The sequence below is a fragment of the Noviherbaspirillum massiliense JC206 genome, assembly GCF_000312045.1.
Taxonomy (GTDB): domain Bacteria; phylum Pseudomonadota; class Gammaproteobacteria; order Burkholderiales; family Burkholderiaceae_D; genus Noviherbaspirillum; species Noviherbaspirillum massiliense.
Genome location: NZ_HE978634.1, coordinates 532692 through 553919, shown reverse-complemented (window position 1 = coordinate 553919; position 21228 = coordinate 532692). Strand labels below are relative to the sequence as shown.

Annotated in this window: 17 protein-coding genes; 10 read left to right on the top strand and 7 right to left on the bottom strand. The window is 59.0% G+C overall.

The features are described from left to right. The 5 genes from HGHM_RS23590 to fghA form a co-directional block, all read left to right on the top strand. Nucleotides 1-300: hypothetical protein (locus tag HGHM_RS23590; RefSeq protein WP_218918032.1), on the top strand; the 300-nt coding region annotated here is incomplete at its 5' end. 252 nt (nucleotides 301-552) lie between these two features. After that, nucleotides 553-999, top strand: a complete 447-nt coding sequence (locus HGHM_RS23860) for a DUF3592 domain-containing protein (RefSeq protein ID WP_019139974.1) — start codon at nucleotides 553-555, stop codon at nucleotides 997-999. A gap of 65 nt (nucleotides 1000-1064) precedes the next feature. Then, nucleotides 1065-1469 carry a DUF6632 domain-containing protein gene (locus HGHM_RS02745; RefSeq protein WP_019139973.1) on the top strand — a complete coding sequence of 135 codons (405 nt, stop codon included), beginning with the start codon at nucleotides 1065-1067 and terminating at the stop codon, nucleotides 1467-1469. A gap of 222 nt (nucleotides 1470-1691) precedes the next feature. Continuing rightward, nucleotides 1692-2798 (top strand): S-(hydroxymethyl)glutathione dehydrogenase/class III alcohol dehydrogenase, encoded by a 1107-nt coding sequence (locus tag HGHM_RS02740; protein WP_019139972.1) that lies wholly within the window; start codon nucleotides 1692-1694, stop codon nucleotides 2796-2798. Nucleotides 2799-2810: 12 nt separating this feature from the next. Next, nucleotides 2811-3656 (top strand): S-formylglutathione hydrolase, encoded by an 846-nt coding sequence (fghA, locus tag HGHM_RS02735; RefSeq protein ID WP_019139971.1) that lies wholly within the window; start codon nucleotides 2811-2813, stop codon nucleotides 3654-3656. A 17-nt stretch (nucleotides 3657-3673) separates the two neighbouring features. Here the strand turns inward: fghA and HGHM_RS02730 are convergent, their stop codons facing one another. After that, the gene (locus tag HGHM_RS02730) at nucleotides 3674-6103 is read right to left on the bottom strand and encodes a penicillin-binding protein 1A (RefSeq protein ID WP_019139970.1); all 2430 of its coding nucleotides are present in this window, start codon (nucleotides 6101-6103) and stop codon (nucleotides 3674-3676) included. A gap of 222 nt (nucleotides 6104-6325) precedes the next feature. On the opposite strand from HGHM_RS02730, the gene HGHM_RS02725 reads away from it, so the two are divergent. Continuing rightward, the gene (locus tag HGHM_RS02725; RefSeq protein WP_148415310.1) at nucleotides 6326-6757 is read left to right on the top strand and encodes a hypothetical protein; all 432 of its coding nucleotides are present in this window, start codon (nucleotides 6326-6328) and stop codon (nucleotides 6755-6757) included. Nucleotides 6758-6927: 170 nt separating this feature from the next. Here the strand turns inward: HGHM_RS02725 and HGHM_RS02720 are convergent, their stop codons facing one another. Continuing rightward, a complete protein-coding gene (locus tag HGHM_RS02720; RefSeq protein ID WP_019139968.1) occupies nucleotides 6928-7257 on the bottom strand; it encodes a hypothetical protein in 330 nt (109 codons plus the stop codon). Between the two features lie 154 nt (nucleotides 7258-7411). Here HGHM_RS02720 and HGHM_RS02715 point away from each other — a divergent pair, with 154 nt between their 5' ends. Further along, the gene (locus HGHM_RS02715; protein WP_019139967.1) at nucleotides 7412-8374 is read left to right on the top strand and encodes a LysR family transcriptional regulator; all 963 of its coding nucleotides are present in this window, start codon (nucleotides 7412-7414) and stop codon (nucleotides 8372-8374) included. Between the two features lie 117 nt (nucleotides 8375-8491). Here the strand turns inward: HGHM_RS02715 and nadE are convergent, their stop codons facing one another. The 3 genes from nadE to HGHM_RS02700 form a co-directional block, all read right to left on the bottom strand. After that, nucleotides 8492-9325 (bottom strand): ammonia-dependent NAD(+) synthetase, encoded by an 834-nt coding sequence (nadE, locus tag HGHM_RS02710; protein ID WP_019139966.1) that lies wholly within the window; start codon nucleotides 9323-9325, stop codon nucleotides 8492-8494. A 283-nt stretch (nucleotides 9326-9608) separates the two neighbouring features. Continuing rightward, nucleotides 9609-10826, bottom strand: a complete 1218-nt coding sequence (locus HGHM_RS02705; RefSeq protein ID WP_019139965.1) for a DUF4382 domain-containing protein — start codon at nucleotides 10824-10826, stop codon at nucleotides 9609-9611. Between the two features lie 232 nt (nucleotides 10827-11058). Further along, nucleotides 11059-11517, bottom strand: a complete 459-nt coding sequence (locus HGHM_RS02700) for an Lrp/AsnC ligand binding domain-containing protein (protein ID WP_019139964.1) — start codon at nucleotides 11515-11517, stop codon at nucleotides 11059-11061. A 139-nt stretch (nucleotides 11518-11656) separates the two neighbouring features. Here HGHM_RS02700 and putA point away from each other — a divergent pair, with 139 nt between their 5' ends. Next, on the top strand, nucleotides 11657-15337 hold the full coding sequence (gene putA / locus HGHM_RS02695) for a trifunctional transcriptional regulator/proline dehydrogenase/L-glutamate gamma-semialdehyde dehydrogenase (RefSeq protein WP_019139963.1): 3681 nt from the start codon (nucleotides 11657-11659) through the stop codon (nucleotides 15335-15337). 22 nt (nucleotides 15338-15359) lie between these two features. Here putA and HGHM_RS02690 read toward each other — a convergent pair whose 3' ends face one another. After that, nucleotides 15360-16127: a 5'-methylthioadenosine/adenosylhomocysteine nucleosidase gene (locus HGHM_RS02690; RefSeq protein WP_019139962.1), complete on the bottom strand. Its 768-nt coding sequence runs from the start codon at nucleotides 16125-16127 to the stop codon at nucleotides 15360-15362. A gap of 658 nt (nucleotides 16128-16785) precedes the next feature. Continuing rightward, on the bottom strand, nucleotides 16786-17661 hold the full coding sequence (locus HGHM_RS02685; protein WP_019139961.1) for a LysR family transcriptional regulator: 876 nt from the start codon (nucleotides 17659-17661) through the stop codon (nucleotides 16786-16788). A 111-nt stretch (nucleotides 17662-17772) separates the two neighbouring features. Here HGHM_RS02685 and HGHM_RS02680 point away from each other — a divergent pair, with 111 nt between their 5' ends. Then, nucleotides 17773-19293, top strand: coding sequence for a CoA-acylating methylmalonate-semialdehyde dehydrogenase (locus tag HGHM_RS02680; protein WP_019139960.1), 1521 nt, complete (start codon nucleotides 17773-17775; stop codon nucleotides 19291-19293). A gap of 115 nt (nucleotides 19294-19408) precedes the next feature. Then, nucleotides 19409-21130 carry a GMC family oxidoreductase gene (locus tag HGHM_RS02675; RefSeq protein WP_019139959.1) on the top strand — a complete coding sequence of 574 codons (1722 nt, stop codon included), beginning with the start codon at nucleotides 19409-19411 and terminating at the stop codon, nucleotides 21128-21130. The last annotated feature ends 98 nt before the right edge of the window (nucleotides 21131-21228 follow it).

The window sequence follows — 21228 nt, the reverse complement described above, 5'->3', positions numbered from 1 at the left end:
TTTCTCAAGATGCAGACGAAGGTAACACTAGCCACTATTGCCGAATACCTTCGACTCGGGCTTGAATGCGGCCTCCTCTTACCAAAGGAAGCGCAGGACTGGGCCACGTCTGTCATTGCAAAACTGGATGAGCCGCCGTTTGAGCTAATTGAAGTAGCTTGGAGCAAGGGTCTTGCCTCAGCAATGGCAAGTTTGAAAGAGGTCAAGGGGGAGCGAGATACTCACCTTGCTGGTCCTGGTTGCTTGGATATCTACGAGAGCATATGCCATCTGATGAAGAGGGGTTGGTTTGGGCTGTGAAACGGGCAATGCATATTGCTCGATCCGCAGATCTGGGAGACGGCACATACTACGCGTTTGATTCGATTGAGGACGAAATTTGGCTTGCTAGAAATAGCACCTACGGAACAGTGGATGAATGCAGAAAGGATTTTCAACTTGCGCTTAAAGATTACCCATTGGCGAACATTGGCAACGAAATCTAACTTCCTGATCGACGTGGACGCCTGCGGTGCCGGCCACCTTTAATGTTATGCACTGCGAGGTTATGGCATGAGTCCAAAGACAAGCAAAATAGTTAAGTCAGATTGGCCAGCCCTGGCCTTTCTTATGGGTACCGCTACGGCAGTCATTCTCTACTTTGCATTTCCACTTCTGCACAAAAACCTAGACAGAAATTCCTTCTTCTGGCTCTCATTCTGCGGCTCCGGTTTTAGCTTAACTCTCATCGGCTTCTTGTGGCGCGTGCTCCGCCTAAAGCGCATAGCCATCTCGGGGAGAGTTACAGCAGGCACCATTGACTATATCCAGTACGTAAAAGATCGTGGCCGAGTAGAGTACTCCTTCAGTGTAGAGGGCCAATCCTTCCACTCTTGGTGCCCAGTGCATCTGTCTTCAGAGGTGCTTTCACTTGATCAGGGACAGAAGGTGAGCATTGTCTTCAATCCCAGAAATCCCAGTGAGTCGTTTATTGCTGAGTTGTTTCTAGAAAGCGCATAACTAGTCGTACATGGACTCCGCCAAAGGACAAGGGAATAATCGATAGGCCCCAACAGGAGTTTCCTATGACCGCAGTCGATCGCCTCAGGTATTTGCGCGTCGTCCTAGTCTTGGCCGGCCTCGCGTGCCTTGCTCTCTATCCACTCATGTTGTTCTGGCCGTCGGGCTGGGCTTGGCATATCGGTTACTCGGACTATCCGATGATGATCGTTGGCATCTACGCCACGCTCGGCGTGTTCCTGATCCTGGCTGCACGTGATCCATTAGCCAATCTGAGCCTGATCTGGTTCACCGTGTGGTCTAGCCTCGTGCACGGAGGGATCATGGCTGTTCAGGCGCTCACCCAACCGGAGCAAATGGGACATCTGGCGGGTGACGTGCCGGCGCTCTTCATCGTGGCGATTGCATTGGCCATCTTGACGCCCCGTTCGCAATCGGCCACCCGGCCCGGGATGCACAGCGGGGCCTGACATTTATTCATTCAGGACGAAACCACACCGTGGTACGGCTTGGTCTGTGCACTTAAGCACCTGACCCGACAACGCTTCCCTGCTGCAACCGCTGCCCCTAGTCAACACCCGCTTATTGTTGTCAAACCGCGGATTTTTTCCTCTGCTATTCGATCTACCGCTCTCATGAGGCAGGCAGCTATTGCAGCTTTCCTGCCATTCCGCTGACAAAGGAGCGCATGCATGAAGACCCGGGCAGCCGTTGCATGGAAGGCAGGTGAGCCGCTCACCATCGAAACCGTCGATCTGCAAGGCCCGCAGGCGGGCGAGGTGTTGGTCGAGGTCAAGGCGACCGGCATTTGCCATACCGATTACTACACCTTGTCGGGCGCGGACCCGGAAGGGCTTTTTCCCGCGATACTCGGGCATGAAGGCGCGGGCATTGTCACTGCAGTCGGAGCTGGCGTTACCTCGCTGCGCGAAGGCGACCATGTGATTCCGCTCTATACGCCGGAATGCCGCCAGTGCAAGTTCTGTCTGTCGCGCAAGACGAACCTGTGCCAGGCGATCCGCAGCACCCAGGGACGCGGACTGATGCCGGACGGGACCACCCGCTTCTCGATCGACGGCAAGCCGATACTCCATTACATGGGTACCTCGACCTTTGCCAACCATATCGTGGTGCCGGAAATTGCGCTGGCGAAAATCCGCCCGGATGCGCCCTTCGACAAGGTCTGCTACATCGGCTGCGGCGTCACGACCGGCATCGGCGCGGTGCTGTTTACCGCGAAGGTGGAGCCGGGTTCGAATATCGCCGTGTTCGGCCTGGGCGGCATCGGCCTGAACGTGATTCAGGGCGCGAAGATGGTGGGCGCGGACAAGATCATCGGTGTCGACATCAATCCGGCGCGCGAAGAAATGGCGCGCCAGTTCGGCATGACCGACTTCGTCAATCCGACACAAGTGGACAACGTGGTCGATGCGATCGTGCAGCTCACCGATGGCGGTGTCGATTACAGCTTCGAATGCATCGGCAACACCACCACCATGCGCCAGGCGCTGGAATGCTGCCACAAGGGCTGGGGTCAGTCGGTCATCATCGGCGTGGCTGCCGCCGGCGAGGAAATCAAGACCCGGCCGTTCCAGCTCGTCACCGGCAGGGTATGGAAGGGCTCGGCTTTCGGCGGCGCGCGCGGCCGCACCGACGTACCAAAAATCGTCGACTGGTACATGGAAGGCAAGATCAATATCGACGACCTGATCACGCATACCATGCCGCTGGAGCAGATCAACGAAGGCTTCGAGCTGATGAAGCGCGGTGAATCGATTCGCTCCGTCGTGCTGTATTGAAAGGCCACTGCCATGCTTGAAGAGATCAGCGAACACGAGTGCTTCAATGGCGTGCAGGGCTTCTATCGGCATGACTCAAAAGTGATCGGCTTGCCGATGCGCTTTTCGGTCTACCATCCGCCGCAGGAAGATCATGAAGCGGTGCCGGTGCTGTTTTACCTGGCCGGGCTGACCTGTACCGAGGAAACCTTCATGATCAAGGCCGGCGCGCAGCGCTGGGCGGCGCAGCATGGCGTCATGCTGGTCGCGCCCGATACCAGTCCACGCAATACCGGCATCCCGGATGAAGACAAGGATTGGGAAGTCGGCACCGCAGCGAGCTTTTACCTGGATGCGACGCAGCCACCATGGCGCGAACGGTTTCGGATGGAGTCCTATATCGTGCAGGAACTCACCGAGATCGTCTTCAGCCAGTTCAATGCCGATTCCACTGCGGTCGGCATTTTCGGCCATTCGATGGGCGGCCACGGCGCATTGACGCTGGCCTTGCGTCATCCGTCGGTGTTTCGCTCAGTCTCCGCCTTCGCGCCGATTGCCGCGCCGACGCGCTGCCCCTGGGGCACCAAGGCATTTACCCAATATCTGGGCGAGGACAGAAGCGCGTGGGAAGAGCATGACGCCTCGGAACTGATGAAGCGGCGCACCACGCCTTTCCCGCAAGGCATATTGATCGACCAGGGCCTCGACGACAAATTCCTGCGGCAGCAGCTATTGCCGGAAGCATTCGAAGCCGCATGCGATCAGGCGCGCCAGCCGCTGACGCTGCGGCGCCACGAGCATTACGACCACAGCTATTACTTCGTCTCGACCTTCATGCAAGACCATATCGCGTTTCATCGCGGCATACTGCGCCCGTAATTTGCTTCCGTGGCTCGTTATGGCAGCGTGCCGGAGTCGCCGCTGCCGCCGCCCATTCTTTCGGCCGTCACCGGGTTGCGGCCCATGCCACTCAAGACACGCGCCAGGTCATCCACTGCGTCGCCATGGCTGGCGGCTTGCCTTCCTTGCGGTCCGACCACGATGGTCCTGTCAGGATCGCTGCGCGTAATGACCCCGTAGCCCGGCATGTCGGGCACATCGTCCGGCGCTCTCACCAGGAGCGGCGGCTTGTGCCTGGGCTGCGGGAATTTCGCTTTCGCATTGATCTGCTTCGCTTTCAGGATGCTCTGGAAAAAATCGCCGACCAGGAGACTCGCATTGTGCCCTCCCTGGCCCCAGTAATCGCTGCGCATGGTCACGCGCGAATCGTTGAAACCGACCCAGGCGCCGGCCACCAGGTTCGGATGCATCAGGATGAACCAGCCGTCGGTATTGTTCTGGGTAGTGCCGGTCTTGCCGGCAATATCCGCGGACAGGCGGAACTGGTTGCGCACCGTCGCGCCTGTGCCTTGCCTGACCACGCCGCGCATCATGTCGATCAGTTCCACTGCGGTGTCGCGCGACATGGCACGTGCGCCTGCAGGACTGAATTCACCCAGCACCTTGCCGTTGCGGTCCGAGATGCGCTTGATGAATACCGGCTGGCGGTATTCACCGAGCTGCGCAATCGTCGAATACGTGGACACCATTTCCAGCAGGGTGACCGAGCTGGTGCCGAGTGCCAGTGACGGCACTGCATCGAGCCGGCTTTGCCGGATGCCCATGGCGCGCGCGAGCTGGATGATCGAGGGCAGGCCGACATCCTGCATGACCTGCGCCGTGATCGAATTGCGGGAATAGATCAGGCCTTCGCGCAGGCTCATCATGCGGCCGCTGGGGCCGGACATGTCGCCGGGTCGCCAGACGCTGCCGTCGGGTGCGCGGATTTCCACTGCCTTGTCGAAGTAAGTCTGGTAGGGATGCATGCCCTGTTCGAGTGCGGCGCCGTAGACGATCGGCTTGAAGGTCGACCCCGGCTGGCGTTCCGCCAAGCCCACATGGTCGAACTGGTCGCGCTCGAAGTCGCGGCTGCCGACCCAGGCCTTGACTTCGCCGGTGGCCGGGTCCATCGCCATAAAGCCGGCTTCGAGCCGGGTCTTGGCATTACGCAGCCGCTTCATGAATTGGTGGTTCATCTTCAGCTTGGTCATGGCTGACGCATCGGTCTGGCGCGCGTTGACCGCTTTCTTGTACTGCGGCGTCTCGCGGATGAAGGCGTCGAGCAGGCCGGGATTCTCATCCCAGAAATACTGGAAGGGTTCGACGCGCTTGCGCAGGGAAGCATAGACGGATGGCGTGTAGGAATGCACGCGTTCGGCTTTCTGGCCCCATTCGACATCGGCAATGTTTTGCAGCGCCATGGCCTGGCGCTCGACGGCTTCGGTCGCCGCTTCCTGCATGCGGTCATCGATGGTGCTCTCGATGACGAGGCCGTCGGTGTACAGGTTCAAGCCGTTTTCCGCAGTCCAGTCCAGCAGGATCCGGCGCAGGTAGGCGGCAAAGTGGGGCGCAATGCCGAGCGGTTCCGCCTGCTTGGTCAGGCGTACCTGCAAGGGCTTGTTGCGCACTGCCTGATACTCTTCCTCGCTCAGCATGTTGCGCTTGACCATCTGGGCCAGCACCACGTTGCGCCGCTTCTTGGCGCGCTCGGGATTGATCGCGGGATTGTAGTAGCTGGTGCCCTTCAGCATGCCGACCAGGGTCGCGCTTTCCTGCAGGTTCAGGTCGGCGGCGGATTTGTCGTAATAGGTGCGCGCCGCCATTTCGATGCCGACCACGTTGTACAGGAACGGCACGGTATTGAGATAGGTCTCGAGGATCTGGTCCTTGGTATAGGTGCGTTCGATCTTGACGGCGGTGATCATTTCCCGCAGCTTGCGTTCGATGGTGCGCGAGCGACCTATCTCTTCCGGAAACATGTTGCGCACCAGTTGCTGGGTAATGGTCGAGCCGCCCTGCGCATCGCCGCCTGCGGTATGGAGAATGGCGGCCAGGGTGCGCTGGATGTCGATGCCCTGATGGTCGTAAAAGCGGTGGTCCTCGGTGGCGAGCAGGGCCTTGATCACATAGGGCGAAATGTATTTCAGGTCGACCCGTTCCTGCTGGCCCTGGCTGTAGGTGGCGAGCAGCGTGCCATTGGCTGACAGCAGGATGCTCGGTTTGGCATTGCGGAAGTTGAGGATGTCTTCGACGCTGGGCGTGCTCGGCTCGAGCCAGGTGATGTAGGTGGCGAATCCGATCAGCGCAGCCGCGATCAGGAGGACAAGCCCGATCAATGTGTTGCGCACATGCTGGAGCGGGGTGAGGCGGCGCGGTGCGGTGCGGGCGCGGCGCCTGGTCTTGTCGGGAGTGATGTGGGAGTCCTGCTCGGGATTCTTGTTGGCCACAATCCTTACCTTTCAGCTAGATCGGAGTTTGGACAAGGCACTTCTGCGTTGGTTTTATCAAATTGGCATAACTTCGGCCTCGCTTGCATGAAATCAATGCTTACAACGAAGGCTGCCCGGACCATGCTATGGCGGCCAATGGCGGTTTATCATGGCAGGCAGGAACGGCGGCAGCGAATGAAACAAGATCTTTCCGGATCCGTGCGGCCGCAACGAGGTGTGATGGCTTTCATTCTTTCCTGCTATTACCTGGACGAACCGCTCGGCGCGGAGGAATTAGCCTTCGTCGAACGCACATTGCTTGGTCCCTGGGCCCGGTTCAAGACCGGCGCCGAAATGCTGGTACAGAAGCGCGTGCCTCTGGTCTTGCCCTTGCCCGACTTGCAGGACGGTGGCTATTCGGAAAGCCGGGAGCAGCGCGCACAGCGCATCCGGCCCCATTTGCATCACGCAGGCATACGCGGCGACAACGGCCGGCAAGTGGTGTGGGTGGCGCCGCCAAATGCAGACTGGGACGCGATATTCCGGTTTGCGATCCAGACCGAAACCGGCTATGCCCCCTTTGCCGTGCAGCGCTGGTCCTTCGACAGCAGCGAGCCATTGCGGACCGCGCTCCGCGTGGTGGATACGCAACTGCTGCTGCAGGGACTTTGAGCCGGAGGGCTCCCGGTTTCGTGTCGGCGCAACGCGACCGGAGGACAAAATCCTGCAGACAAAAAAAAGCCCCGCGAAGCAAGCTTTGCGGGGCGAAGTCCTTCCTTTAGAAGGGAGGAGGAGACATGGGTTTCAGTACGGCATATTGATGCCGGATGGCAGAAATTCTTTCAACCGCGCGATGCCAGGAAGCGCAGTTCGGCAGCCAGGTTCGGCTGCAAACGTTCGACTTCGGCAGCCATGCGATGCAGTTTCTTTGCATCGCGCAAGGCGCGGCGGGCGGCACGCTGTTCGGCGCGCTGCTGTGCAGTCTGGCGCGGCTTGACCACCAATACCGCTGCGCGTACCAGGCCCAGCAGCAAGGGCTTGAACATCATCAGCACAGCCACCAATGCGCCAAGTCCGAGCGCCGGACGGGCCATGCTCGCAGCCGAGCCGATCACGGTTTCGGCGACCGGGATCGCGGCTTGTACCGGGAAGGCAATCGTCAGTATGGTCATGGCAGGTTCCTTTTTATTCTCTGGTGTATTACTTTGATGCATTGCAGTATAGATACGCGCGAGTTATTACACCAATTTCAAATTCTCATATCAGCTATAATTCTGGTGAATGTCGTACGCCTCTTTCCCTTGAACCGCCAACCTTGTCTTCACCATGAATTTCCTGACTCTGGATCTGAATCTGTTGCGGGTTTTCGATACGGTCATGCTGGAACAGAACCTGACGCGCGCCGCCAACCGCCTGGCGATGACGCAGCCTGCGGTATCGAATGCCTTGCGGCGCCTGCGCGAAGCACTCGGGGATGAATTGCTGATCCGGACCGCGCATGGCGTGAAGCCGACACCGCGCGCGGAAGAACTGTGGCCGACCGTGCGGCGCGCCCTGACCGAACTCGAAGCGGCGGTGGCAGCAGACCAATCCTTCGATGTCTCCACCGCGCGCAACACCTTTCGCATGGCAATGGCCGATGCCACTGCTGCCCTGTGGCTGCCATCCATCGTGCGTGCAATCGAGCGGGAAGCGCCCAACCTGACAATACGGATGGCGCAGCTGACCACGCGCGAGCCGCGTCCGATGCTGCTGCACGGAGATATCGATCTGGCAATCGGTTTTTTCCCGGGCGTGGTTGCGCAACTGGCAAGCGGGCAGGGCACGACCGTGTCGCCGATCCGCCATCAACAGCTGTATTCAGGGCGCTATGTGTGCGTGATGCGCAAGCACCATCCGCTGGCCAAGGAGGAGTTGACGGTCGATGCCTACTGCAGTGCCAAGCATTTGCTGGTGAGTTTTTCCGGGCGCGCGCGCGGACTGGTGGACGAAGCGCTGGCACGTCTTGGACGCGAGCGGCGTATCCTGCTGACGGTCAACCAGTTTTTCACCGCCGGACGCGTGGTGGCCACTTCCGATCTGATCACGGTATTGCCGCGCCACCTGATTGCATCCACCGGCATCACCAGCGCCCTGATCACCAAGGAATTGCCTTTCCCGATGCCCAGCGTGCACATCGACATGCTCTGGCATGAGCGCGATACCCGCAATCCCGCCCACAAATGGCTGCGCGAGAAGATGAGCGGCGCCACCCAGACCGCGTTTGCCAAATCCCTGATCAACCGCTGAACCAGCGATACGACGTCCGGGCAGAGCAGAAGAGCCGCGCCCGGATGCCGTCATCGGTAATGGCAGCCCACGCCGGCACTGCCGGACAATCGCGCTACCCCGAAAGAGGATGAAGGATCAAGCCGGATGGACCGGCAATGCCCGCTTGTGATGCGAGTTGGTGTAGAACCGCAGGATGGTTTCGTAGGCGTGCTCGCTCACTTCCTTGCCTTCCAGGAAATCGTCGATCTCGTGGTAGGTGACACCATACGCATCCTCGTCCGGGCGCAAGGGTTTGAGATTCTCGAGGTCGGCCGTAGGGATCTTGTGCACCACGTCAGCCTCGGCACCGAGCGCTTCCGCCACTGCGCGCACACGGCGCTTGTTCAAGCCGGTCAGCGGCGTCAGGTCGCAGGCCCCATCGCCGAATTTCGTGAAAAAGCCCATCAAGGCTTCCGCCGCATGATCGGTGCCGATCACCAGCCCGGCATGGGTACCGGCGACGGCGTATTGCGCGATCATGCGCTGCCGTGCCTTGATATTGCCAAGAATAAAATCCTCCTGGCCTTCATCCCTGAACTGCAACTGCCCCTGCTGCAGCGCCTTGAGCATGCCATCGGCGGCCGGCTTGATATCGACGGTCAGCGTCATATCCGGCCGGATGAACTTGAGCGCCTTCTGCGCATCCTCTTCATCCCGCTGCACGCCATAGGGCAGACGCATTGCAATGAATTTCGCCTGATGCCCCTTGCTGCGGGCGCGTTCCACCGCAAGCTGCGCCAGCCGCCCCGCCACGCTGGAATCGACCCCGCCGCTGATGCCCAGGACATAGCTTTGCATCCTGTTTGCGATCAGGTATTCGCACAGGAAGGAAACGCGTCTTTCGATTTCCTGCTGCGCATCGAAGGCAGATGCGACTTGCAGCTCTGAAATGATTTGCTGTTGCTGTTTTTGGTAGTCGGATTTGTTCAAGATAGGCCTCGGTAACACGGATGCATTTCAAGTAAGACTTGCTTGCAAAGATCAGGTTCGCGAATGCAGCAGACACATCTCTGCCGCAGATGTTCGGCTTCCCGTCCATGCAGGGGCAATGCGAAAGACTGCGCCGGTTTCATTTTTTGAAACAGGGCCCTTTTTATCAGAAAATCCTGTACTGCGGGAGATGGATGGTCCGGCTTATTTGCAAACCGGTTGCTGGCGGGAGGCGGGATGAGGCACGCATTGGCCGCGCGCCTCATCCCGCCCGTCTGGAGGATTACTTCGTCAGGGTGAAGTTTGTGTTAGTCGCATCGCCTACGTTGACGTCGAAGGTGATCGGCGTCGAAGTCTGGTAACCAACGGCAGATGCACTTACCGCATACTTGCCGGTACCGGGCGAAGTCGTGGTCTGGGTAGTCAGCGCGATCGGCAGCGTGGCACTGTACTGGCCGAGCTGGGGCGCAACCCCGGGCAGCTTGTCCAAGGTATAGGCACCGGTAGACAAGTCAGCACCGCGGTATTTGACCGTCACCGTAGGTCCGGCGGCAAAGCTTTGCTTCGCCGCGACATACGGCACTTCTTCCGTGGTGCTGGCCGGATTCAGCGTGACCGTCCCGCTGATGGAGCGAGACGGACTGCCTGCCGATTGCAGATTGATCGGCGCAGTGCCCGTGCTCAGCAGGACCGTGCTGGTGGGGCTGGCCACCGGCACCTGGGTAATCACTGCCGTGGAGTGATCGTCTGCGGTGATCACGACATCATAGTTTCCGGGGGCAAGACGAGTGAGATAAAAACGTCCGGTATCCTTGTCCGGCGCAGTCGCGCTGATCACTTCTCCATTCTGCTGCGCCGTCACCATTACATTGGAACTTAGCAAAGCCTTGTCGACATAACCGTCGATGCCATTCAATGCGGCCGGAATCATCTTGATCACCGGCTTGAGCGCGTAATTGCCGTTGCCCTTGGTGACGATGGATTTGCAGGCATCGAAATCCAGCACCAGGTTCAGTTGCTGGCCGGGCTCCACATCGAAACCATTGATCAGCTTGATGCCGCTTTGCGCCGCGCTGGGTGTATCGATTGCAATCTCGTTGCCCGAAGCATCGGAAGACAGCACGATGGAATTCGCGACACGGTTGCCGGTGTTGCGGTCGAGAACGAGGCGCAGCTGGGTATAGTGGCCGGCGGGAAGGGAAACCGGCAGGAAATCCAGCGTTCTGCCATTGGTGAAATCAAGCAGATTAATCTTGCCAACGCCGGCAGGCGGCGTGATGTCAATCCAGCCGCCTGCATTGTCCGCTGCATCGGCGCTGCGGTGCACCCGCACCTTTGTGACGGTGACATTGACGGCATCATAGCCGCAGGCAGGCGCGTCGGTGAGGGAAACAGCGAGGCTGCCGTTGCCTGCATCAGCTCCGCCGCCACCGCATGCAGCCAGGACAGCTGCTGCGGAAAGGCTGGCGATGAAGGAGAGTTTTCTCAATTTTGTGCTCATGTTTATTCCTCTGGCTGATCGGGTATTCAGCGTGAATCTGTATGCCGGATATGTGTGTCGTTCAGCGCAACATGCAGCAAAGCAAGGCCGCGCATGAAGAGTGCTGAATATAAGAGGACCGAGTTTTATTAAGAAAAGATGTTGCACCTCGTTACAGCGCATGCATATCCGCAATACCCGTAGGAATAAAGAACAGGGAGAGTGATACAAATTTTCCAAGTGGAATTTTTTGCTAGCGCACCGGCAGCTTGGTCGTGCTCTTCACTTCTTCCATGACCGCATAGGTGTGCGTTTCGCGCACGCCCTTCAATTGCAGGAGGGATTTGCCGAGGAATTCGCGATAGGCATTCATGTCCTTGACCCGTGCCTTGATCAGGTAATCGAAGCCACCGGCGACCATGTGGCACTCGAGCACTTCGGGAATGGCTTGCACGCTGCGCTTGAACGCATCGAAGACTTCCGGCGTGGTGCGGTCCAGCACAACTTCAATGAATACCAGCAACGCCACATCCAGCATTTGCGGATTCAGTTGCGCGGTGTACCCGAGAATGTAGCCGGCATCCTGCAGCTTGCGCACCCGCTCCAGGCAAGCGGCAGGCGACAGGTTCACCCGGGAGGCCAGTTCCACATTGCTGATGCGGCCGTCGTTTTGCAATTCGCCCAGGATCTTCTTGCTGATCTTGTCGAGCATGCCGGTTTCCTCGCTCCGAATTTTGTTTGGTGCTTCTCTTAGATGGAATATGAAATTCCGGTGCTTGCCTTCATTTCCGGAATTAATCTTTGCAAACCCTTACTAGAATCGAATCATCATTATCGGCGAAAGGCGCCATATGTCTGCCACGCTGCTCAAGACCGAGGAAGTTTTTTCCTGTCCCGCTCCCTTCGCGGCATTGGAAGCCGAAATCACGCAGCATCAGACACTCTTGCGCGCTGCAATCACCGATGCATATCGGCGTGATGAACGCGAAGCGGTGCAATGGATGCTGTCTCAGGCTGTGCCGGATGAAGCCAGCACTCAAGCTGCGCAAGCCCTGGCGCGTCAACTCATAGTCGCCGTTCGTTCGCAACGCGCCCGAGCCTCGGGCGTGGATGCACTGATGCAGGAATTTTCCCTGTCCTCGGAAGAAGGCATTGCCTTGATGTGCCTGGCAGAAGCCTTGCTGCGCATTCCGGACAAGGCCACGGCGGATCGTCTGATCGCGGACAAGATCAGCCGCGGCAACTGGCGCAAGCATCTTGGCGAATCGCCCTCGCTGTTCGTCAACGCAGCGACCTGGGGCCTGCTCATCACTGGCAAGCTGATGGCGACCCATACCGAACAAGGCTTGGGCCATGTACTTGCGCGCCTGATCGCCAAAGGCGGAGAGCCGCTGATCCGCAAGGGCGTCGATCTCGCAATGCGCATGCTGGGCAATCAATTCGTCACCGGCCAAACGATAGAAGAAGCGCTTGCCAACAGCCGAGAACGCGAAACACGCGGCTACCGCTTTTCCTACGACATGCTGGGCGAGGCAGCGCTGACCGCAGAAGATGCCGACAGATATTTCACAGCTTATGAGCATGCGATCCATGCCATCGGCGATTCAGCCAGAGGACGCGGCATTCGCAATGGCCCCGGCATCTCGGTCAAGCTCTCTGCACTGCATCCGCGCTACGCTCGCGCCCAGCGTGCTCGCGTGATGCAGGAATTGCTACCACGCCTGAAGCAATTGCTGCACTTGGCCAAGTGTTACGACATCGGCTTGAACATCGATGCGGAAGAAGCGGACCGGCTGGAATTGTCGCTTGACCTGATGGAAAGCCTGGCCTTCGATCCCGATCTTGCTGGCTTCGATGGCATCGGCTTCGTGGTGCAGGCATACCAGAAACGCTGCCCCTTCGTGATCGATTACCTGGTCGATCTCGCGCGGCGCAGCGGCCACAGGTTCATGCTGCGCCTGGTGAAGGGCGCCTACTGGGATGCGGAAATCAAGCGTGCGCAAGTCGACGGCTTGTCCGGCTACCCGGTGTATACGCGCAAGGTCTATACCGATGTGTCGTATCTCGCATGCGCGCAAAAGCTGCTGGATGCAAGCGATGCGGTGTATCCGCAATTCGCCACGCACAATGCGCAGACCTTAGCGACAGTGTATGGCTGGTCCAATGCGCGCGGCATCACCGATTATGAATTCCAGTGCTTGCATGGCATGGGAGAAACCCTGTACGACCAGGTGGTCGGCACCGATAAGCTGGATCGCCCCTGCCGCATCTATGCACCGGTCGGCTCGCATGAAACCCTGCTCGCTTACCTGGTGCGCCGCTTGCTGGAAAACGGTGCGAATTCATCCTTCGTCAACCAGGTGGTGAATGACAGGATTCCAACCGAATCGCTGCTCGCCGATCCCTTTGCCCGCGCTCGGGAACTTGATGGCCAAGCGCATCCCCGCATCCCACTGCCGGCCGACCTGTTCGGCAAAGAGCGCAGGAATTCTGCCGGCATCGACTGGAGCAATGAGCAGCAGTTGTGGCAAGTCGGCGCCGCATTGCAATCCTTCGGCGCGCAGCAATGGCAGGCAGCGCCTCTGCTCGCGGTGGACGTGCCGGTGTGCGGAGACATGGAAGAAATTCGCAACCCGGCTGATCGCCACGATCTGGTCGGACAAGTGACACAGGCAAGCAGGGCCGAGCTTGAAAGCGCACTGGCTGCGGCACAGGCAAGTGTGCAAGACTGGCAAAACACCTCAGGCGCGGAACGCGCGCAGATACTGATGAAGGCGGCCGACCTGCTGGAAACGCATCGACTGGAATTGATGGCATTGGCCATTCGCGAAGCCGGCAAGACCCTGCCGAATGCGCTCTCGGAAGTGCGTGAAGCGGTGGACTTTTTGCGCTATTACGCGGCACAAGTCAGGGAATCGGAATTGATACGCCCACTCGGGCCGGTCGCCTGCATCAGTCCCTGGAATTTTCCGCTGGCAATTTTCATCGGTGAAGTGAGTGCGGCACTCGCTGCCGGCAATGTAGTGCTTGCCAAGCCGGCGGAACAAACACCTCTGATTGCGCATCGTGCCGTGCAATTGCTGCACGAGGCCGGTGTACCGCGGTCCGCGCTGCAGTTCTTGCCCGGGCGTGGTGAAGAGGTCGGTGCGCACTTGATATCGGATGCGCGGGTGCTTGGCGTAATCTTTACCGGTTCCACCGAAGTCGCGCAATCGATTTCCCGCAGCCTAGCCGCTCGCACACTTGCAGAAGGAAACGAGTTGCCTTTGATTGCGGAAACCGGCGGACAGAATGCAATGATTGTAGATTCCAGTGCCTTGCCGGAACAGGTGGTGCAGGACGCGATCACTTCGGCCTTCGACAGTGCCGGCCAGCGCTGCTCCGCCTTGCGCGTGCTTTGCCTGCAAAGCGAAATCGCCGACAAGGTTCTGGCGATGCTCCAAGGTGCGATGCGCGAACTTTGCATCGGCAACCCGGACCGGCTGTCCACCGATATCGGTCCGGTAATCAATCGAGAAGCGCAGCAAGCCTTGCTGCGCCATCTCGAAAAAATGCGCGCCGCCGGCAAAAAGGTTTATCAATTGCCGCTGCCGCCGGGTTGCGCGCATGGCACCTTCGTTGCACCTGCCGTGATCGAAATCGCTGCGCTGGATGAGCTCGAGCGCGAAGTCTTCGGGCCGGTCTTGCATGTGCTGCGCTATCGCCGCGAAGAATTGCCGCAACTGGTGGATGCGATCAACGCGACCGGTTACGGATTGACTCTCGGTATCCATTCGCGTATCGATGAAACCATCGAATATATCTGCGCCCATGCGCGGGTCGGCAATATCTATGTCAACCGCAATATCATCGGTGCGGTAGTCGGTGTGCAACCCTTTGGTGGAGAAGGCAAGTCTGGCACCGGGCCGAAGGCGGGCGGGCCCCTTTATCTGAAACGCTTGCAGCGCGAAGCACAGCCCATATTCGAGCCAAGCTTTACCCGGCCCGACTTCACTGCGCCGGCGCTGGATGCTCTTGCAACATGGGCACGATCACACCGGCGCGAAGAACTTGTCGCGCTTTGCGAACATTACCGGGAAACCAGCCCGTTGGCCCTGGAGCTGCAACTGCCGGGACCGACGGGCGAGCGCAACAGCCTGTCTCTCGTGCCCCGCGGCGCGGTGCTGTGCGCAGCAGATGATCTTGATGGCTTGCTCAATCAAGTGGCAGCAGTATTTGCAGCCGGCAATCAAGCAGTGCTTGCCAAGGCAGATTCGCTTCCGGCGGATTTGCCGCAAGCGGTGCTCGATTCGGTGCGCTTCATTGATGATGTGAGAAATTCCGAGATTGCCTTGCGCATGGCGCTGGTCGATTCATCCCGGTTGCCCGCGGTTCTGCCCCTGCTTGCATTGCGCAACGGTGCATTGGTCCCGGTCGTGGAAACCGAGGCCAGGAGGAAGATTGCACTCTGGCGCCTGGTTGCCGAACATGCTCTTTGCATCAATACTGCAGCGGCTGGCGGCAATGCCCGTCTTCTGACTCTGGAAAATTGAGCACCGAATCATTGCGGCGAGTTCAGCCACCCCGGCAGAAGCGCTGCATCACATGGAAGGCATAGCGCGCGGCCACCCGGTCCATGAATTGCAGGAAATTCAGCGGCGCTTCGTGATCGGCATTGTCGGAAATCGTGCGGATCACGGCAAAGGGCACGCCGAACTCGAAACAGACTTGGGCAAGCGCGGCACCTTCCATTTCCACCGCAAGCACATCGGGCAAGCTGGTTTTGAGCGCATCGAGCCGGTCACGGCTGTGGATAAATTCATCGCCGCTGGCGATCAAGCCGCGGTGCACCCTGGGCTGATCCAGCCGGAAAGCACGCAAGTCCTCTTCGGCCAATGCTTGCCGTAATTCATTCCGAAGGAAGCTGTCTGCTTCCCCCATCAAGCGATCCGACAAGGGGCGGTCGGCCGCGAAGCTGGCTTGCCCGGTCAGCGGGACTTCGAAGCGCGGAAACAGCGGACTGGCATTCATGTCATGCTGGATCAGCCGGTCGGCCACGACCATGTCGCCAATCCGCACGGACGGATCGGCACTGCCGGCCACCCCGGTAAATACGATATGCGTCACGCCAAAGCCTTCAATCAAGGTCGCGGCCGTCGCCGCGGCGGCTACCTTGCCAAGGCGGGATAGCACACAGACACATTCCAGCTGTTCCAGGCGGCCGCTGATGAACTCGCGCTGTCCGCGCACGGTTCGGCGAGCTTCCTGCAGCAAGTCCACCAGCCCAGCCTGTTCCTGGTCCATGGCGCTGATCAATCCCAGTTTCGGTATCGAAGAAGTCATTGGCATTCTTTCAAGGATTTGCTCCTTTGCTTTCCAGCGATGAGGGCGATGTTGAAAATGTTTTAAGGTGTTTACAAAGGTTAGGTATACAAATGGTAGTAATTGTTTACAGTCGGGTTTTTTGTGGATAACTCAGATTCTTCGTAGTGAATCAATTATTTAGGTCAAAAAAAAGTACAGGTATAAATCCTGTATGGCACACGGAAGAATTCTGGACAAAAAAAGTAATCGCGCTTGCCGAGGGGTTTATGCACATTCAGTGCATGCGAATTTCGGCTTTTTATCCACAAGAGGGCACAGCCCAATTTTGCAAGCTTCGAAAGAACACGGCATCTGGAATTTATCAGGAATGCAATTTTCAGGGCAAAGAGAGTTTCTGCAGAATTTCCAGTTCGGCATGCTTTCACGCCGTGACGAGGAGACAGAAGTGGTTTTATAAGAAGTCAGGTATACAAATGGTAGTAATAGTTAACACTGGCTTCTTTCTGTGGAAAACCCCGGATTCCTTTTTCGAATCAGTTGGTTAGTGCATGTGTAAACACGGGTACAAACCTTGTATGGCAAGCGGATGTTTTCGGGACAAGAATCGTGACCCTGTCGATTTACGTGCTTGTTCACATTTCTCCACAGCTCTGTTCCCGGACTTATCCACCGGGCTTCAGGTTTTCCATAAAGCTTGCAGTAATGAAAACACCGCATCGATGGCGCCTTCATGGCGCCGCTTGGCAAGTGTGATGAAAGACAGGTCGATCGACAGGCTGACCGCATCGGCAATCACCAGTCCATGGGCATGGGCTTCCCGCAAGGCAATTGATTCCCGGATGAGGGACAGGCCAACACCGGATTTCACCAGGTCGAGCATGGAAGGTTCCTGGTCGACCAGCGCGACCTTGTTCGGCGTGACCTTGTAATGGGCAAAGGTTTTGGTCAGCAGGCGGTGGTGCGCCGATTCCGGCGGCGTCCAGATCCATGGGAGTTTCGCCAGGGCCGGCCAATCCTGGCCGGCGACCCGGGTTTTCCAGCCTTGGGGCGCAACCACGTTGTAGGTGAAGGAAGTCAGGGTCTGGGCATACACATCCTTGCCGGGCGTGCCGAGGTAATAGCCGACATCGAGTGCGCCGGCTCTGACTTGCTGCAGTACCCAGCCCGACATACCATGCTGCAATTGGGTCGAGAGTTGCGGATAGGTTTCCACCAGGCGCTTCAGGAAAGCACCGAGGCGGATGAATTCCGGATCGAGGATGGTGCCGATGGCCAGGGTGCCGGACAAGGTGGAATGCAGCGCATTGGCGCGCTGCCGGAATTCGGCGGCGCTATCCAGCACCCGTTCGGCAAAGGGCAGCAACTTGGCGCCGTCGTCGCTCAGGATCATGCCGTTCGGGGTACGGGTGAACAATTGCAGATTGAGGCTGGCTTGCAGTGACTTGATCTGCAGGCTGACGGCCGGTTGCGTCAGGTGCAGGCGTTCGGCCGCGCGGGTCAGGTTGCCTTCGCGGGCGATGGTCACGAAGGCCCGTAACTGGGTAAGGTCCACCGCATCTCCTTCATAAGCTTTTCTTATAGTGAATTTGATAATAACTCATTGGATTTACGCCGCAAGCGGCTTTATCCTGTCAAAAGCGACGATTTTGCCAAAGGAATTCTTATGACCAACCTTGCCGCACCGACCATCCAGCACTTCATCAACGGCCGCGTGGCTGCTTCTTCCAGCGGACGCACCCAGCCTGTCTTCAATCCCGCCACCGGCAGTATCAGCGGCGAAGTCGCGCTGGCCAGCGTGGAGGAAGTGAATGCCGCGGTTGCTGCCGCGCAGGCGGCAGCGCCAGCCTGGGCCGACACGGCGCCCCTGAAACGCGCGCGCATCCTGTTCAAGTTCAAGGATTTGCTGGAAAAGCACCATGACGACCTGGCTGCCGCCATCACCCGCGAGCATGGCAAGGTATTTTCCGATGCCAAGGGTGAAGTGGTGCGCGGTATCGAAGTGGTGGAATTTGCCTGTGGCGCGCCGCAGCTCCTGAAGACTCAGTTCACGGACAATATCGGTGGCGGCATCGACAACTGGCAACTGCGCCAGCCGCTGGGCGTGACCGCCGGAATCACCCCGTTCAATTTCCCTTTCATGGTGCCGATGTGGATGGCGCCGATCGCGCTGGCGACCGGCAATACCTTCGTCCTGAAACCTTCCGAGCGCGATCCTTCGCCCTCGCTGATGGTGGCCGAGTTGCTGCAGCAGGCCGGCTTGCCCGATGGCGTATTCAACGTGGTGCAGGGCGACAAGCTGGCAGTCGACACCTTGCTCCAGCATCCGGACGTGAAAGCAGTGTCCTTCGTCGGTTCCACGCCGATTGCGGAATACATCTATACCGAAGGCACGAAGCGCAAGGGCGCGTATCCGCCGCGGGTGCAGGCGTTGGGTGGTGCAAAAAACCATCTGGTGGTGATGCCCGATGCGGATCTCGATCAGGCGGTCGATGCCTTGATCGGCGCGGCCTATGGTTCAGCCGGCGAGCGCTGCATGGCAATTTCGGTGGCGGTTGCCGTCGGCAGCGTTGCCGATCGCCTGGTGGAAGCCCTGATCCCGCGCGTGAAATCGCTGAAGGTCGGCAATGGCATGGATCCCCAAGTCGAAATGGGACCGGTGGTGACGGCCGCACACAAGGCGAAGATCGAAGCCTACATCGATGAAGGTGTGCGTGCCGGCGCGAAGCTCTTGGTCGATGGCCGCGGCTTGAAGGTGGCGGGTCATGAACAAGGCTTTTTCCTCGGCGGCACGTTGTTCGATCAGGTGATGCCCGAGATGAAAATCTACCAGGAAGAGATTTTCGGACCGGTGCTGTGCATCGTCCGCGTGCCGGATTTCGCCAGTGCGGTGGAACTGATCAACCGCCATGAATTCGCCAATGGCGTGTCGCTGTTCACATCCGACGGCAACACCGCGCGCGAATTTTCACGTCGCATCGAAGTCGGCATGGTCGGCATCAATGTACCGATCCCGGTGCCGATGGCCTGGCATTCCTTCGGCGGCTGGAAGCGTTCGCTGTTCGGCGATGCGCATGCCTACGGCGAAGAAGGCATCCGTTTTTATACCCGCTACAAATCGGTGATGCAGCGCTGGGCGCAGACCATAGGCAAGGGCGCGGAATTCACCATGCCCGTCGCGAAGTGACCGTGCCGGGCGGGCGCGACAATCTCCGGCACGCATTGCATGGATGATGGAAGCGCCGGCCGCGCAATGGCCGCACGCATTCGTTCGATCAAGCATTGGCTGACAGGAGCAGACAGTGGAATCCGCAGGCAAATACGACTACATCATCATCGGCGCCGGCACGGCGGGCTGTGTCCTGGCGAACCGGTTGACGCAGGACACGAATGTGTCCGTGCTCCTGATCGAAGCTGGGGCCAAGGATGATTATGTCTGGATCCATATTCCAGTCGGGTATCTCTATTGCATCGACAATCCGCGCACCGACTGGCGTTTTCGCACCGAAGCCGATCCCGGACTGAACGGGCGCAGCCTGATTTACCCGCGCGGCAAGGTCCTCGGCGGCTGTTCCTCGATCAACGGCATGATTTACATGCGCGGACAAGCGCGCGACTACGATCATTGGGCAATGCTGACCGGCGACGACAGCTGGCGCTGGGACAAGGTGCTGCCGATCTTCAGGAAAAGCGAGGATTACCACAAGGGCGCCGACGACTACCATGGCGCCGGCGGCGAATGGCGGGTGGAAAGGCAGCGCCTGTCGTGGGAAATCCTCGATGCCTTCCGTGCCGCGGCGGCGCAGACCGGGATTCCGAATGTGGAAGACTTCAATCGCGGCGACAATGAAGGCTGCGGCTATTTCGAAGTGAACCAGAAGGGTGGCCTGCGCTGGAGCGCGGCGCGCGCCTTCCTGAAATCGACGACCGGGCGGCATGGCAAGCTCGACATCATGACCGGTTGCCATGTGAAGCGCTTGAGGATCGAACGCGGCGAACACGGGCCTGTGTGCACCGGCGTGGAATTCACGGGCGGCGGCACAGAATGGTTTGCGGAATCGGTGCATGAAACGATATGCGCCGCCGGCGCGGTCGGTTCGCCGCAGATCCTGCAAATGTCCGGCATCGGTCCGGCCGCCTTGCTGCAACAGCACCAGATTCCGGTGGCCATCGATGCGCCGGGCGTTGGTGAAAACCTGCAGGACCATCTGCAACTGCGCATGGCATTCAAGATCCAGGGTGCGCGCACGCTGAACACCATGGCCAATACCTGGTACGGCAAAATGAAGATCGGCATGCAGTATGCCTGGTCGCGCAGCGGCCCGATGTCGATGGCGCCTTCGCAGCTTGGTGCCTTCACCCGCTCCGATCCTTCACAGCCGAGCGCGAACCTGGAATACCATGTGCAGCCGCTGTCGCTGGAGCGCTTCGGCGAGCCGCTTCACAATTTCCCCGCATTCACTGCAAGTGTCTGCAACCTGCGCCCGACTTCGCGCGGACATGTGCGCATCGCTTCGGGAGATCCGCTGGTGGCGCCCCGGATCACGCCGAACTACCTGAGCACTGCAGAAGACCGCAAGGTCGCGGTGGATGCATTGCGACTGACACGTTCCATCGTTGCCGCGCCCGCCTTGCAGAAATACACGCCGCAGGAATTCAAGCCGGGCTTGCAATACCGCAGCGAAGAGGAACTCGCAAACGCAGCAGGCGACATTGGCACCACCATCTTCCATCCTGTTGGTACCTGCAGGATGGGGCGGCGCGATGATCCGCTGGCGGTGGTCGACAGCGAATTGCGGGTCATGGGTGTTCGCAGCTTGCGTGTGGTGGATGCCTCGGTGATGCCGACCATTACTTCGGGCAACACGAATTCGCCGACGGTGATGATCGCCGAAAAGGCGGCGCAGCTGATCCGGCAGGCACGCCTTGCGTCGCGTGTATCTTCGACCGCGCGTGAAGAAGCGGCTCGCGAAGAAGCGGTACCGGTCGCCATGCGTACGCTGCCGGGAGCTGTTGGCCGCTAGACATGGGCTGACGCTCGCTGCCACGGCGATCATCTTCCATCATCGCTGCTTCCTTTGCACCCGGTTCATTCTTGGCCCGGGGCATGCCATGCCAGCAC

What these genes read in the sequence shown, in the direction of transcription:
- HGHM_RS02700 (WP_019139964.1), bottom strand. Translation starts at nt 11,517, where the DNA reads ATGCTCGACAAGATCAGCAAGAAGATCCTGGGCGAATTGCAAAACGAC.
- HGHM_RS23860 (WP_019139974.1), top strand. Translation starts at nt 553, where the DNA reads ATGAGTCCAAAGACAAGCAAAATAGTTAAGTCAGATTGGCCAGCCCTG.
- HGHM_RS02680 (WP_019139960.1), top strand. Translation starts at nt 17,773, where the DNA reads ATGACCAACCTTGCCGCACCGACCATCCAGCACTTCATCAACGGCCGC.
- HGHM_RS02725 (WP_148415310.1), top strand. Translation starts at nt 6,326, where the DNA reads ATGGCTTTCATTCTTTCCTGCTATTACCTGGACGAACCGCTCGGCGCG.
- HGHM_RS02740 (WP_019139972.1), top strand. Translation starts at nt 1,692, where the DNA reads ATGAAGACCCGGGCAGCCGTTGCATGGAAGGCAGGTGAGCCGCTCACC.
- HGHM_RS02745 (WP_019139973.1), top strand. Translation starts at nt 1,065, where the DNA reads ATGACCGCAGTCGATCGCCTCAGGTATTTGCGCGTCGTCCTAGTCTTG.
- fghA (WP_019139971.1), top strand. Translation starts at nt 2,811, where the DNA reads ATGCTTGAAGAGATCAGCGAACACGAGTGCTTCAATGGCGTGCAGGGC.
- HGHM_RS02715 (WP_019139967.1), top strand. Translation starts at nt 7,412, where the DNA reads ATGAATTTCCTGACTCTGGATCTGAATCTGTTGCGGGTTTTCGATACG.
- HGHM_RS02705 (WP_019139965.1), bottom strand. Translation starts at nt 10,826, where the DNA reads ATGAGCACAAAATTGAGAAAACTCTCCTTCATCGCCAGCCTTTCCGCA.
- HGHM_RS02690 (WP_019139962.1), bottom strand. Translation starts at nt 16,127, where the DNA reads ATGACTTCTTCGATACCGAAACTGGGATTGATCAGCGCCATGGACCAG.
- HGHM_RS02720 (WP_019139968.1), bottom strand. Translation starts at nt 7,257, where the DNA reads ATGACCATACTGACGATTGCCTTCCCGGTACAAGCCGCGATCCCGGTC.
- putA (WP_019139963.1), top strand. Translation starts at nt 11,657, where the DNA reads ATGTCTGCCACGCTGCTCAAGACCGAGGAAGTTTTTTCCTGTCCCGCT.